Genomic DNA, 14,686 nt, shown 5'->3' on the forward strand with positions numbered 1-14,686 from the left:
TACTCCCCGTCAAGAAACGAGAAGAAGAGTAGCAAACTTTTATCTAATGCCAAAGCTATTTGGCATAGCGGACTAAACGCAAAAAAATGTCTGAGGTTTTGGCCTTCAAATTATTCTTACCATCAGCCAGTTGATACGCCCAAGCATGATCTTGCTCAGAGATAGCCGTTGTACTGCTCCAATAGTTGTCATTTTGCGTTGATAGAAACACTTCTTGATTGATGGCAGGCTCAACACAACTATGCTCAATAATGCTAGCTAACTCTTTTACGTTGGGCACGTGCCAATCGGTAAAGCCGGCATAATTACTGTTTTTTGCCGCAACCAACGCTTGCTGCCAATTTACCTGCAGCGCCGCACTGTTGCAGGTAATATTTACAGCATCATAATTTTGTCCAAATTCACAGACTTGCCACATGAGGCCTGTCTCATTGTCGGTTGCCGTACCATCACCATTAAACGTAAAACGTTCAGTCGGCGTGGTACTTGGGGCGTTAGTAGCATCAACACAGGTTTGCTGAGCAAAAGCTGTGAATGAGCCCAATAGTACAAAACCTGATAACAACAGTTTCATATTTTCTCTCATGGTGTTCTCACTAATCGCACATACGCGGTATTCGCTTTTGGATATGCCAAATCATTACCCGTTTGCATATCAAGTATGAATGCTTGGCTAAGGCTACGGCCATCAACACTGGTTTGCGCGGTCCAATAGTACAGGTGCCCCAATGCAGAAACATCCGGCAGGTTAGGGAAAAAGTCAGGGTCAAGCATATGTGAACCCGTCTCTCTGCCAAAATCCATCAGACTGAGTAACTCAAAGTAAGTGGGTAACCGCCAATTACTACCTCCACAAAAGTTACTGGCGTTCACTTCGTCAATAAACGTTTGAATACCACAGCTTGAGTCACTCGGACAGGTAGTGTTTGCGGGACTAATTACACTGCCAGGATACGCCGCGCCACTGACCTGATCTACATACCAGGTGTAATGATTAACGCCGTCACGAGTATCTGTGTTAGGTAAAGTTCCAGTTTCACTGAGTTTTACCTCCCAAATAAGGCCGTTGACGTTGTCTCTTACACAACTAAACTGGCTGGCTGTATCTGGTAATTCATCAGCAAATTCGTTTAACTTCGTGTAATCAAATGCTGCGCGCCCTTGTCCTACTTTATCTAGAAAGTCAGCAACACTATCTCTGCCTATATCGGCATCTTGTTCGGGGTAATCAACATCATCACAGTCAATTTCAGTGCTGGCGTCATAACATTTGCTCAAACCACTGTCTTGTATAAGTCCCAGTGCCTTAGGTTCGAGATTAACGGTTGTCGTGTCTGTCGCGCTATATCCATTGGGATCGGTCACCGTGACTTGAAATGACAGCGCGGTAGTTACATCCACGTCTGGGGCCACAAATTCAGTTGCGCACTTGTTCGGTTCGCTGATCGTAACCGTGGTGTTTTGCCCCGTTTGCGCAATTTGCTGCCATAGACAGCTAAACTGGCCTGAGGCAGTTTTGCTTTGTGATGCATCGAGCATAACGGTATCGAACTCTATGGCAGTTTGCGTTTCACCAGCCTCGGCAATCACGGGTTTATCAGCCTTTAGCAAGGTTACGCTGTACTCTGTACTCGTGCTGCCATCTTCGTCATCTGTCACTGTTAGCCTAAATTTTGCAGCTTGATTGGTCACTAATAAGGGGTGTACAAATTGAAGTGTTTGTTCTGTAGTACTGTTAAAGCTTAATGTCGGCCCAGAGAGCTGTTCCCATAAATACCCTACCACCTGACCATTTTCATCGGGGTCTAAGGATTCCGCGGCACTTAACTCAACAATGTCTAAATATTGTGATTGGCCTTCACTGGGCAGAGTTTGTGTAACAACAGGGATCGGTAATTGGTTTTGCGAAGTAATGAATACAGACACTTGGTCAGAAACAACTTGCCCATTAGGCGCAAGATAGTCCACTTTGAATGCGACTTCGCTATCGGATTTAACGTCAGGAGCCGTGACTTCAATTTCCATTCCTTCAAGTGGAAAACCTTCAACGTTGGGCCCACTTAGAATTTGCCAACTCACAGTACCACCAGAGGGTGAAACCAATGCAGACAAAGTAAACACCGATTTTTCCAGCACCGTGATATCTTCACCTGCATTGATGCTGGCATTCTCAGTACCCGTTTCAGAGTCTGAACCACCACCTCCCCCACAAGCAACTAATAACAAGCCCAGTAAAAAGGGAAGTATTTTGGTTCTTTGCATTGCCACTCCTTGTCGAAGCCTTATAAATAACTATCTTGGTGTATTCTTACAAATAGCTTGGTGCCTATTTTTGAATAGTCAACTTTATACTCTCGCCCATCTAACGCTTGAATAAACAACAAACGCTTTACTTCGCCAAATATATCCACACTTGAGATGTGTACCACTTCAAGATAACGCTCTTTAGCCTCTCGACGATTTCTCGGCAACTCTTCTTTGAATGGCACTAAACCCATCGGAGTGACTTTAATCTTAGGGTGCGCTTCACCGTTCACAATAACTAAATCGAGCTTCTTCTCTTTATGAATAATGGTGTTGCGGCCACTTTTAATAAAGGCTCTTTCTGTGCTCATGAATTGATCCTGTTACTTCTTCGTTAGGGTGGTTTGCTACTCTAGCAAAGATCCTACCACCTCATCTGGATTTAACTTCCAGCGATTCAATAATGTCGAAAAATGCCATATATCCCTATCCAAAACGTTTGCTGGTAACAATAATTCGTATCCTGTTAACGCTTTAAGATTATGCATTCTATTTGCAAACATCGCTATCAGACCTGTATAAACATTGCCAGACGCTGAGCGATAATCACTCGGTTCAACCAGCCATTCTGGTGGGCAGTTACCGTTTTCACAATATATTTTAACAGCTTGTAAAAAAATATACCTCTGTTCTATCAACAATTTTCCCGCTAACCTTGGACTCAAGTCGTGTAAAAAGGTGTCGATATTATTTAGTTTAATACCAACCGCATTTAACTCAAGAATTTCAAGCCCCTGTGTTACTGATGGAATACCTGCGGAGTGAAAATTATCACGTTCAATGTGCATGCTTCCAAATCGGTGAACATAACATATTTCTTTATTATCAATAAGTAAACTATAGAATGGCTGCTGACTTTTTAAAAAACCCAGTAAAATAGCCATTACAGCCGTACTTGATAATAAAATTTCAACTATGCTGATTGGGGAACTTCGTAACGCGACAAACGTCATGATCACAGCCAAACATATTGCTCCTACAAGCATAAACTCCATGCCGTGCCGGTTTGCCGTTGCTCTTAGTTTAGCTTGCTTAGTCGACATAAAAACCAAAATAAAAGATAAACATCAGCACAGTCCAAAGCAGTACATAACGTATTGTGATACAGGTTTTGCAGGGGCGTTGTTTCGTCACTTCATATCTCACAGACTAGCGAAATTGTTTCTAATCATTCAATTTTTCGGCCAACTCACAAAATTACGAGATACCTAACTATATGTATACGGGCCGTATTTTGTACACTATTAACATTACTATTTGCGGTATATTTTTATGTTTACTCAACAGTCAGGCAAAGCACTTTTTCCATTTATTATTTTAATTCTCGTTGCCATTATAAGCTATTTATACCTGCCCTCTAGCCAAGGTCAAATGAATAGAGCAGCCGGCGCACCAACGACAGTCAGTGCTCAAACCGCATCGATTCAGGAAAAAACGCTGTTTATTTCTGCAGTTGGGAGCGCCCGAGCGAATCAGGCTATTCAAATATCTAGTTCACAAAGCGATTATATAACAGACATTTACTTTAATGATGGTGACGTCATCAAGCAAGGTGAAAAATTGGTACAGCTGCAAAATGAGCAGGAGCGTTTGGCCGTAAAAGAGCTAAAAATAAACCTCAAAGAACAACAAAGACAGCTAAAGCGACTAGAAGACTTAGCAAAGAGTCAGTCAGCTGCCCGCTCACAATTAGAAACGCAACGTTCGGTAGTTGAGGCGCTTCAAGCCAAATTAGAACTAGAACAAACACATCTGAATGAACTGCTAATCAGCGCACCATTTACAGGCATACTAGGGAAACGTTTGGTGTCAGTCGGCAGTTTTGTCAATTCATCTACCTCCCTGACAACATTGGATGATATCAGCATCATTAAAGTTGATTTTCAGGTACCTGAAAAGCACCTAGCGACACTCCATACGGGCATGGCTGTCAAAGGTAAGAGTGACGCATATGGTGAGCGTGAATTTACTGGCCACATCTCTCATGTTGATACTCGTATCGACAGTGCAACCCGCAGCTTGCAGGTCACCGCAAGTTTCGATAACACTGAATCTTTACTACGTCCTGGTATGCTAATGCATCTGGAATTAGAGCTTCAGACATACAACGCCATCATGCTACCTGAGAAAAGTATTATCCCGCGTCAAGAAAAGCATTACGTGTTTATTATTGATGAGCAGCAAAAAGCTAAACAGGTTGAAGTTAATATCGTTGCCCGTTTCAATGGTTGGGTGGCCATTTCTTCCGGTGTTGAGCAAGGCCAGCAGGTGATAACCGAAGGTGTGATCAAAATTCGCTCTGGCAGCAACGTATCGGTTAAGAGTTAGGAGTAGCCTGTGAAAATCACTGATACCGCTGTAAAGCGTCCCGTTTTTGCGATCGTCGTAAACCTGTTATTGCTTACTTTTGGCATCGTTGCATTTACTATGCTGCCCCTTAGAGAGTATCCAGACATTGAAACCCCAATAGTTAGTGTAAGTACTCACTACACAGGTGCCTCCAGCGAAGTAGTGGAAGCTAAGATCACTCAAGTGCTCGAAAACCGTATTTCAGGTATTGAGGGCATAAAAAGCATCAACTCATCCAGTCGCAATGGCCGCTCTAATATCACCATAGAGTTTAATATTGACCGTGACATTGACGCCGCAGCTAATGATGTGCGCGAACGAGTCTCACGTGCATTGGATAGCCTACCTGAGCAAGTTCGTCCGCCTGAGGTGTCGAAATCAAACTCAGATGAGAGCCCCATTGCTTGGTTTGTATTGAACAGTGAAACCATGAACACACTACAACTGTCCGATTATGCGCAACGTTTTATCGTAGATCGCATCGCGGTTGTTGATGGCGTATCTAACGTACGTATTGGCGGAGAGCGTCAATACGCAATGAAAATATGGCTCGACAGACGCGCCATGGCTGCACGGAGTGTCACCAGCAGCGATATCGAACGAGTACTTAGAAGTGAAAATGTAGAGCTACCAGCAGGTGAAATCGAGTCGTTAGATAGAGACTTTGCCGTTCGTATTGCTCGCAGCTACAAGACGCAAGAAGATTTTGCCAACTTAATCATCAAACGAGGTGAACAAGGTTATCTAGTGAAATTAAGCGAGGTGGCAGATGTTCAGCTTGAAGCAGTGGATGATGAGAGCACTTTTCGTGGTAATGGCCGTAACATGATTGGTCTTGGCATCGTCAAACAAGCAAAGGCAAACACATTAGACGTGGTAGACAATGCGCGTCGAGAGCTTGAAAAAATCAAGCGAAACCTGCCTGCCGGCACAACCATAGAAGACAGCTATGATTCCTCAGTGTTCATACGTGAAAGTATTTATGAAGTATATCGCACACTAGCAATCGCTATGGGGTTAGTGGTACTCGTCATCTTTATGTTTCTGGGAAGTATACGAGCCACACTGGTACCGGCAGTGACCGTGCCTGTTGCACTAGTGGCAACTTTTATGTTTTTACTTGCAATGGGTTATTCTATTAACTTACTGACATTACTTGCCTTAGTATTGGCAATTGGATTGGTTGTTGATGACACCATAGTTATGTTGGAAAACATTCACCGTCGCATTGAACTGGGTGAGCCACCTCTACTGGCCGCATTTAAGGGGGCGCGACAAGTGGGTTTTGCCATTATTGCCACCACATTAGTGTTGATTGCCGTATTTGTCCCCCTTGTTTTTATGGATGGGCGGATCGGGGCATTGTTTACAGAATTCGCCATGGCTGTCAGTGCTGCGGTACTGTTTTCAAGCGTGACCGCGTTAACACTCTCACCCGCTTTATGCTCTAAAGTGCTTAAGCCCAGCACCAAAGAGAATCGTTTTAGCCAGTGGATGGAAAAAGTGCTATCTCGATTAGAACAAGGTTACAGAAAAGTACTTCAGGATAACTTAGCCCGTCGCTACAGCTTAGTAACAACCTTAGCGCTAGCTGGATTCGCAAGCTATGCTCTTCTGCAGCAAATCCCCTCTGAGCTAACACCAAAAGAAGACAGAGGAACCTTTTTCATCATGATGAATGGCCCTGAGGGTGCCAGTTATGAAAATAATTTGGCCAACATGGAACAAATTGAACAGCGCTTGCTGCCATACGTAGATAAGGGGGAGCTGAGCCGTGTGTTAGTACGCGTACCAGGTTGGGGCGGACAAGGTGGGGTTGCAATCGTCGGTATGCCTGATTGGGATGAGCGAAAACGCTCAACATGGGAAGTTATCGCAGAAGTCAGTTCAACGATGCGTGAAGTCACCGATGTACGCGCATTTGCGATCATGCGCCGAGGCATTGGCGGTGGTGGCCAATCTAGGCCCATTGAATTTGTCTTACAAGGGAATGATTACGACGAGTTAGCCCAGTGGCGTGACCGAATAATAAACAGAGCACAGCAGAATCCTGGACTAGTTAGAATTGATCACGACTACAAAGAAACCTTCCCACAATTTCTGATCAGTATAGACAAAACCAAAGCGGCTGATTTAGGCGTATCAATTAGCGATATCGGTCGCACCCTTGAAACCATGTTAGGTCAGCGCCGCGTAACCACCTTTATCGACCGTGGAGAAGAGTATGACGTGATCCTAAAAGGTATTAAATCTGACTTCTCGGCACCAAATGACATCCACAATATCTTTGTTAAGTCACGCACTGAAGAGCTGATCCCACTAGATAGTTTGATAACGATTCGCGAAGAAGCAACCGCTGCACGCTTGAACCGCTACAACCGTATGCGTGCTATTACTATCTCAGCCAACCTTGCAGACAACTACACCCTAGCTCAAGCACTGGAGTTTCTAAATAAGGTAGCTGATGAAGAGAATGATATTGACGGCGCTGTTGATTATAAAGGAGAGTCACAACTATTTTACGAAGGTGCCTCTGCGATGACGTATGTATTTATTTTGGCACTCACTGTCACCTTTTTAGTACTGGCCGCACAGTTTGAAAGCTTCGTTCACCCTCTTGTTATTATGCTCACAGTTCCCCTAGGTTTGGTTGGTGCCATGTATGGCCTGTACATTACAGGCAATACCCTTAACATCTATAGCCAAATTGGCATCGTTATGTTGATAGGATTAAGTGCCAAAAACGGGATTCTTATTGTCGAGTTTGCTAACCAACTTAGAGATAAAGGTATCCCTTTCGAGCAAGCGATTTTAGATGCAGCAGTGCAAAGGCTTCGCCCGATAGTGATGACTTCACTGACAACCGTAATGAGTGCCATTCCATTAGTTTTAGCAACAGGTCCCGGAGCTGAAAGCCGCATGGTAATCGGTATCGTGATTTTCGCTGGAGTGAGTGTTGCCACTATACTAACCTTGTTTGTGATCCCATGTGCCTATAACCTACTCGCTAAACGCACTCAATCTCCTGAGTTCATCAGTCAAAAACTTGCCACTCAGGAAGCCGAACATAAGGAACTGAAACATGAATGATGTACACATTGCCACTTTTGGTGGCGGCTGTTTTTGGTGCATAGATGCCGCATTTCGTCGCGTGAAAGGTGTTTTAGAAGTACGCTCGGGTTACTGTGGTGGGCATACACAACAACCTACTTATGAGCAAATTTGTCGCGGTGACAGTGGCCATGCTGAGGTGGTAGAAATTAAGTTTGATCCTCAACAAGTAACATACGTACAGTTGTTAGAGATGTTTTTTACTTTACACGATCCAACTCAACTGAATCGTCAAGGTAATGACATTGGTACTCAATATCGTAGCGTCATATTTTACCATAACGAACAACAGCTCCAACAAGCTCAAATGGTGATAGAGCAAGAACAAGAGCACTATATGGATCCAGTGGTTACCGAGCTCAGTGAAGCTTGTCAGTTTTACAGTGCTGAGAGCTACCATCAAGACTACTACACAAACAACTCAAACCAAGGGTACTGTAGTGTAATGATAGCACCAAAGCTGGCTAAATTTCAGCAACGCTTTAGTGAGCAGCTACTAGATAGCAAAACATAGAATGCAAGCAAGCAAAAAGGCGGATTGTCGTATCATCCGCCTTTTTAATATACTGTTGAAAGCCTTATTTAGAAGCTAAAAGATACACCAACATAAGCCTGTCGACCCAATGGCACGTATCCCAATATTTGCCCATCACTTGCAAGCCCTGTGGCAGCTGTTAAATAGGTCCTATCGGTCAGGTTTTCCAATCTAGCTGACAGTTTAATATTCTCAAACAATGCATAATTGGCGGCTAAATTGAAGACTGTGTAGCCACTGAGCTCTTTGTTATGGGTATTAAATTGGCTGTCATACAAAGTGATGGTTGGTCTTGATGAACGGTAAAGCATGGTTAGGCTGGCATCGAGCTTATCCCATGACCTTGAAAGCGTGTAATTAAAGGCTGTATCAGGACGACGCACTAAGTCTTTACCCGTCGTTTTATCCTTTGCATCTAACAGCGTTAAATTAACTCTATGTTCAAAACCCCAAACTGAAGCCGTGGCCGATAACTCTACGCCCTTCATCGTAGCTTGATCAACGTTAGCAGCAATATATTTACCGCTCTCATTTGGCAAGCTAACAATCATCTGATCGATTTTGTTGTTAAATAGTGCAACGTCATATTTACCCCATCGAGTATCTAACGTTACGCCCAATTCACTGTTACTTGCTTCTTCTGGCTTAATATCCGGATTTGGCAAATACCAAGGGCTATTCTTAACATATGCATGCGTCAGAGTTGGCGCTCTAAAAGCAGTACCGTGATTTACTCTGAAGGTAACAATGTTGTTGGCCTGATAACCAATACCAGCAGTGTAAGTGTTGGCCCTACCGTGAAAATCATAATCATCACTTCTGAGCACCGCATTTGCTAACCATGGCCCTTGCTCAAAGAAGCCACCCACAAATATGGCTTTATTGGTACGATCTGAGTGACTAAATTCGGCAGAAGCATTACTCAAATCTTCATTAAGCTGACTCACCCCCGCAGCAAGTTGTAATGCTTCAGACCAGCGATAAAGTGCACGATACTCAAGCTCTACACGCTCTGTACTGTAGACATCATGGTTTGGTGTACCTATTTGCGTATTCTCCTGCTGGGAAACACTCACGCTAGCATATTGTTGTAACTGTTCCTGTTGCTTTTCCCATGCAAGCTTGGTGATGTAGTTTTCAAATTCGTACGCATCATTGCCCCAAGAATTGTCATACTCACCTTCCCCCTCACTATACTGCGCACGTGCCGAAACAGTACCTATATCAGCGTGATCATAGCTTAAGTTAAAGCCTATGTTTTTAGTGTTATAGCCATCGCTATCATGATTTTTGCTCAATGGAAGCTGAAGGTCTTTACTTGTTACATCATAACCATCAGTGTCTTCGTAGCCCAAATTAAAGCTTAACGAGAGTGAATCTGAGTTAAATTGGCCTGTTTGTTGATAGTTCACATAGTTGTGGCTACCTGAAGTAAGGCTAATTTCCTGCTGTTGTGCTTTACGCGTAATGATGTTGATCACTCCTGCCAGCGCATCAGAGCCATAAATTGCTGCTTTAGCTCCTTTTACCACTTCAATACGCTCAATGCTATTGAGAGGAATGTTGGTAAATGATACATCGCCAGAGTTAGCATCACTCACTCTTACACCATCAATCAACACCAACACATGTTTGGTTGTTGCACCACGAACAAAAACACTGGCTTTTTGACCAAAACCACCATTTCTGACCACATCGACACCAGCAACGGTATTAAGTAATGAGGGTAAGTCTCTAAGATTACTTTGCTCAATTTCCTCGCGTGCAATCACACTCACGCTCGTTAGGGTGTTATTTATTGACTGCTCAAATTTATTCGCTGTAACGGTAATGTGTTCAATGTGCTCATTGTGACCTTGTGCCCAGACGCCAGAAGATACAGCAGCTAAGATAGCCACTGCCAAAGTAGATTTGTTTTGCATGATATCCCCAAACTTGCGCCCACCGCACAAGTAATACAAGTAAGTCGACTTCAAGGCCGGTCTCCGGACTTAGCCTTTTAGGCATCACCGTTGCGGGGGCAGTGTTGGATTTCGCTCAATCCCATGATTGTCACCAACTTCCCGATTATCTTAGCAAACCAATTGATACAAACCGATCAGGGTAACATTACATCACCAAGCTAAGCACCTTGAAAAGAGGCGCTATTGTGCGAAGTTTATGGATGATTGTCAATGGACGTCTAGAAATCTAAAGCAAGTAATAGGTATTACTTGCTTTAGTTGTTGACTGACGAGTAAAACCACAATCGATAGATTGCGTTGCTTGTATTAATCGCGGAAATTCTTGAACTGAAAAGGCTGGCCTAATTCACTGCTGCGGATCAACTGCATCACTTCTTGTAAATCGTCACGCTTTTTGCCTGTGACTCGAACTTCTTCACCCTGAATCGCAGCCTGAACTTTAATTTTCGAGTCTTTAATAAGCTTGACCAACTTTTTGGCCATCTCTTTCTCGATCCCCTGCTTCAATCCGACTTTACGCGATACATGCTTTCCCGCACGCTCAATGTCTTTAAGCTCTAAGCTCGCCACATCTAAACCACGCTTAGACGCTTTACTGGCAAGAATATCAAAAAGCTGCATGACTTGTGGATCCGCTTCAGCTTTTAACGTGATCACATCATTACTTAATTCTATAGATGCATCAACACCACGAAAATCATAGCGGGTTTCCAACTCTCGTTTTGCGTTATCAACCGCATTTTTTGCTTCTGTCATTTCAATTTCAGACACAATGTCAAAAGAAGGCATGTTATTCTCCTAAAATATGAATATCACGATTATATCAACCTAAATAAGAATGTGGGAAAAAAGTGATATTCACCCACCAGCCAGTTTTAGATGATATACTTGACCCCAAATTAGCGGCTATTTATCTTTAGGAAGTATAGTGACAAGGCGCGTTTATCAAGTTTTATTATTAGTTACCCTCGCTGTGTGTACCTACCTGTTTGCTAAAGAGTTTCAACATTCAGGTATTCGCTTTCAACATGCGGACAAAGTAGTTCATTTTGCAATATTTTTTGCATTAGCATTTATCATGCATCATGCCTTTAAGTGGCCGATGATCACGCAGCTCGTGTTATTAGCAAGCTATGGCATTGGTATTGAAGTGATGCAGAATAACTTGCCCTATAGGCAGGCTTCTCTTGGAGACTTCATCGCTGACTTTTTAGGGGCTCTGAGTTACTATGCTATCTATGTAGTACTAAGTAAGTGGCGTGCAAAAAGGTATGACTGATGTTCACATTGTTGGTGCTGGTGCTATTGGTTTGTCATTTGCTCATTCACTGAGTCAGCGCCATAATGTTTCGGTTATTACACGCACTTTTCCAAGCCATAAATGGAACATCAGCGAACACCAAGAGACTAAACCGATTAACGCAACACCCGTTGCACTAACACCTTCTCTATCTCTGTCTATCACAAACTGCTTTATTTGCGTAAAAGCCTATCAAGTGTCGCAGGCTATCGCCGATGTACTTCCCTACTTATCTGACAATGCAAATATATTCATTAGTCACAATGGTATGTATGACTTAAGTGAAGTTATCAAACAACTAACACCAAATCAGGCTTTGTTTTTTATTAGTACTGCTCGTGGCGCGTTAAAGTTGGATAACCACCATGTCAAAATAACAGGGTACGGCGATACTTATATAGGGGCGTGTAATTTACGGGCTCATACCATGATTACACGTGTATTTGAGACATTTTTTAAAGGCATATTGTCTGAATGCTTTATTCACGAAGACATCACACTGTTACGCTGGCAAAAATTGTTAGTCAATATCGCGATCAATCCTTTAACAGCAATACACCAAATCCCAAATGGGCAACTACGCCAGCCAAAATTTAGTGCAACAATTCTAGCTTTACTCAATGAAGCATGTACGGTAGCCAATAAAGCAGGCGTTAAAATACCTTTGTCTGCGGCCTTAGATAGCGCATACCTTGTGATGTCGCGCACGAGTGTTAACTTTTCTTCTATGGCTCAAGATATAAAACATGGTAGAAAAACAGAAATTGAGGCAATTTGTGGTTATGTCGTTACGCAGGGTCAATCGCTAAATGTGCCAACGCCGCGCAATGCACAAATATTGCAAGCACTGACAAACAAGCACTAAAAAGCCGAGACTTGCTCGGCTTTTAGCTAATACGCTTATTCAGGCTTGTACACTTTGACGTTTTTGAAGCCATTTTCATGTAATATTAATGCTTGTAACTGACTCATTACGCCCTTAGCACAATAAAGATAATATTCTTTGTCTTGTGGTAAATCTGCAAACTTGGTCGCGAGTCTAAAGAATGGTAGGTGAACCACTTCCACCCCTTCAATTTCCAATGGGTTCGCATCTTCCTCATCTGGCGAGCGAATATCCAAAACAACACCATTTTCAGGTAACTCACTGGCGGTTTCAGCCTCTTTTACTTCCTCTTTTGCCTCAACTTCTATATCTCGAATATCTTTCACAGTGGCATTTGCCACAACCGTGTCCAAGACATCAAAATCGAACTTTTGTTCCTCTTCTAAGATAGTTTCAAGCTTGGCTTTCACTGTCGGCTTTTTAGAAATAACACCACAATACTCTGGCATCGCCTCCGCCATTTCTATGGTACCAATTTCACGGGCAATCTTGATGATATCAGCCTTATCGTGCTGAATAAGAGGACGCACTATTAATGTTTCCGTCACTCTATCTATCACATTCAAGTTCGCCAATGTTTGGCTCGATACCTGACCGATACTTTCACCTGTGACTAATGCTGGAATATTGAAACGCCCAGCAATTTGGCTTCCTGCTCTCATCATCATACGCTTGAGAACAACGCCCATTTGTCCATTTTCAATATTTTCCAAAATTTCAGCAACAACAGGCTCAAAATCAACCGTAATAAACTTCACTTTGTGGGTAGAGCTATATTGCTTCCAAAGATAGTGACTGACCTGCTTAACCCCTATTTCATGTGCCGCACCACCGAGATTAAAGAATAAGAAATGTGTGCGCGCACCTTTACGGATCATCTGGTAGGTGGCAACACCTGAATCAAACCCACCCGAGATAAGCGACAGCACATCTTCTTGTGTTGGCAAAGGGAAACCGCCTATACCATAGTGCGTATGCGTGACGATATAAGCTAAATCATCTTTGATTTCTATTTTCACAGTCACTTCAGGCTTGCTCAGTTTAACACTTGCGCCTGATACATTTTGGTTTAGACCACCACCAACATAGCGCTCTACATCACTTGAAGTAAAGTCATGGTTACCTCTTCGTTTCACGCGGACACAAAAAGTTTTGTTTTCAATCGTGTGACCTGCAAGTGCCAAGGTACGCTGATAAATGTCGTCAATACTTTCAAAGAGTGTTTCTTGCACTTCAATAAATTGCACGATTCCAGGCACACGCTTTAAATTATCTATCAGTGCTTCACGTGTTGATTGATCCGATTTAGCGCTGGTAACCGTAATATTGTCCCAGTTATTCTTTACTTTGATTTGCTCGTCAACACGGCTTAGAAGAATTTCAATATTCTTCTCTAGTAGTTTGGTGAAGCGTTTACGAACTGATTTGCTTTTGATGGCAATTTCAGGGTGTAGTTTGACGATAAATTTAAACATAGAAATAACTCTTTTGCGTGGCGATTGCGCGCCTAGACATCGGGCGCGCGAGTATATCAAATTTCTATGCGTCTAGGAAATAAACAAACTAATTAGCTGTCTATATCATGCAATACTCGGTAATGATTCATCCGCAAGACGTTGATATTGATCTTGTAACTCCTGAATTTTAGCTGAGCTTAAATCTGTACAATATGGCTTAAATAACATCAGTACTTTCACGATACCATTGTAGATATCCTGCTGCTCTAGCACCCCTGTCATTCTGCGCGCCTTTACATATGGCGTCCAAAAGCTCACCGTCATTTTCAACATATGTGCCAGCTCTTTTGCGTCCTCATCGCTAATATCAATAACGCGACTTGTGCGTAAACCAATAACGACTGATCGCACCTGTTCAAACAGGTCAGTCTGAAACTCAATATATTGCTTTTTCAGTACGCCGTCTCTTGCCAAAATATCAGTAAGATTGTCGTAAAAGAAATGGTAGCGCCACATCAAATCAAATAGTGAGTCTAGGTACTTTGTTAACTGTTCTAGAGGCTCAAAATCGGTATTAAGTGGTTTAAAGTGCGTACTTAAATGTTCTCTATATAAAGAAAAGATATTACGAATAATGTCTTCTTTATTTTTGAAATGATAGTACAAGTTACCGGGACTTATGCCCAGGTTTGAAGCTATGTGATTCGTTGTAATTGCCCGCTCTCCATGTAAATTAAATAGAGCGATGCTGGTACGAATTATTTTTTCCTTGGTATTCAT

The 14,686-nt window shown here is 42.7% G+C and carries 13 protein-coding genes and 1 riboswitch; of the genes, 5 read left to right on the forward strand and 8 right to left on the reverse strand.

Annotation, left to right across the window (positions count from 1 at the left end):
- Nucleotides 1-55: 55 nt before the first annotated feature.
- Genes BIW53_RS06310 through BIW53_RS06325 form a run of 4 tightly spaced genes read right to left on the reverse strand, consistent with a single transcriptional unit; the run spans nucleotide 56 to nucleotide 3,347 of the window.
- On the reverse strand, nucleotides 56-574 hold the full coding sequence (locus tag BIW53_RS06310) for an Lcl C-terminal domain-containing protein (protein WP_070991255.1): 519 nt from the start codon (nucleotides 572-574) through the stop codon (nucleotides 56-58).
- An 8-nt stretch (nucleotides 575-582) separates the two neighbouring features.
- Nucleotides 583-2,262, reverse strand: a complete 1,680-nt coding sequence (locus BIW53_RS06315; protein ID WP_070991029.1) for an Lcl C-terminal domain-containing protein — start codon at nucleotides 2,260-2,262, stop codon at nucleotides 583-585.
- A gap of 20 nt (nucleotides 2,263-2,282) precedes the next feature.
- Nucleotides 2,283-2,615 (reverse strand): hypothetical protein, encoded by a 333-nt coding sequence (locus tag BIW53_RS06320; protein ID WP_070991030.1) that lies wholly within the window; start codon nucleotides 2,613-2,615, stop codon nucleotides 2,283-2,285.
- A 36-nt stretch (nucleotides 2,616-2,651) separates the two neighbouring features.
- Entirely contained in the window at nucleotides 2,652-3,347 is a 696-nt protein-coding gene (locus BIW53_RS06325; RefSeq protein ID WP_070991031.1) for a DUF2982 domain-containing protein, read from the reverse strand.
- Between the two features lie 229 nt (nucleotides 3,348-3,576).
- On the opposite strand from BIW53_RS06325, the gene BIW53_RS06330 reads away from it, so the two are divergent.
- Genes BIW53_RS06330 through msrA form a run of 3 tightly spaced genes read left to right on the forward strand, consistent with a single transcriptional unit; the run spans nucleotide 3,577 to nucleotide 8,278 of the window.
- Nucleotides 3,577-4,632 (forward strand): efflux RND transporter periplasmic adaptor subunit, encoded by a 1,056-nt coding sequence (locus tag BIW53_RS06330; protein WP_070991032.1) that lies wholly within the window; start codon nucleotides 3,577-3,579, stop codon nucleotides 4,630-4,632.
- 9 nt (nucleotides 4,633-4,641) lie between these two features.
- Nucleotides 4,642-7,743 carry an efflux RND transporter permease subunit gene (locus BIW53_RS06335; RefSeq protein ID WP_070991033.1) on the forward strand — a complete coding sequence of 1,034 codons (3,102 nt, stop codon included), beginning with the start codon at nucleotides 4,642-4,644 and terminating at the stop codon, nucleotides 7,741-7,743.
- Nucleotides 7,736-8,278, forward strand: a complete 543-nt coding sequence (msrA, locus tag BIW53_RS06340; RefSeq protein WP_070991034.1) for a peptide-methionine (S)-S-oxide reductase MsrA — start codon at nucleotides 7,736-7,738, stop codon at nucleotides 8,276-8,278. Before BIW53_RS06335 ends, msrA begins: the two co-directional genes overlap by 8 nt.
- A 68-nt stretch (nucleotides 8,279-8,346) precedes the next feature.
- Here msrA and BIW53_RS06345 read toward each other — a convergent pair whose 3' ends face one another.
- A complete protein-coding gene (locus BIW53_RS06345) occupies nucleotides 8,347-10,221 on the reverse strand; it encodes a TonB-dependent receptor domain-containing protein (protein WP_070991035.1) in 1,875 nt (624 codons plus the stop codon).
- Nucleotides 10,222-10,258: 37 nt separating this feature from the next.
- Nucleotides 10,259-10,413, reverse strand: a riboswitch (cobalamin riboswitch).
- A 156-nt stretch (nucleotides 10,414-10,569) separates the two neighbouring features.
- Complete coding sequence (locus BIW53_RS06350) at nucleotides 10,570-11,052, reverse strand: YajQ family cyclic di-GMP-binding protein (protein WP_070991036.1); 483 nt, start codon at nucleotides 11,050-11,052, stop codon at nucleotides 10,570-10,572.
- Between the two features lie 139 nt (nucleotides 11,053-11,191).
- Between BIW53_RS06350 and BIW53_RS06355 the strand changes: the two genes are divergently transcribed.
- Together BIW53_RS06355 and BIW53_RS06360 are read left to right on the forward strand one after the other, a co-directional pair.
- Complete coding sequence (locus BIW53_RS06355; protein ID WP_070991037.1) at nucleotides 11,192-11,542, forward strand: VanZ family protein; 351 nt, start codon at nucleotides 11,192-11,194, stop codon at nucleotides 11,540-11,542.
- Nucleotides 11,535-12,428: a ketopantoate reductase family protein gene (locus BIW53_RS06360; RefSeq protein ID WP_070991256.1), complete on the forward strand. Its 894-nt coding sequence runs from the start codon at nucleotides 11,535-11,537 to the stop codon at nucleotides 12,426-12,428. Before BIW53_RS06355 ends, BIW53_RS06360 begins: the two co-directional genes overlap by 8 nt.
- 35 nt (nucleotides 12,429-12,463) lie before the next feature.
- Here BIW53_RS06360 and thiI read toward each other — a convergent pair whose 3' ends face one another.
- Both thiI and BIW53_RS06370 read right to left on the reverse strand, forming a co-directional pair.
- Complete coding sequence (gene thiI / locus BIW53_RS06365; RefSeq protein ID WP_070991038.1) at nucleotides 12,464-13,924, reverse strand: tRNA uracil 4-sulfurtransferase ThiI; 1,461 nt, start codon at nucleotides 13,922-13,924, stop codon at nucleotides 12,464-12,466.
- A gap of 105 nt (nucleotides 13,925-14,029) precedes the next feature.
- Entirely contained in the window at nucleotides 14,030-14,686 is a 657-nt protein-coding gene (locus tag BIW53_RS06370; RefSeq protein WP_070991039.1) for a TetR/AcrR family transcriptional regulator, read from the reverse strand.

The organism is Pseudoalteromonas byunsanensis (assembly GCF_001854475.1).
Taxonomy (GTDB): Bacteria; Pseudomonadota; Gammaproteobacteria; order Enterobacterales; family Alteromonadaceae; genus Pseudoalteromonas; species Pseudoalteromonas byunsanensis.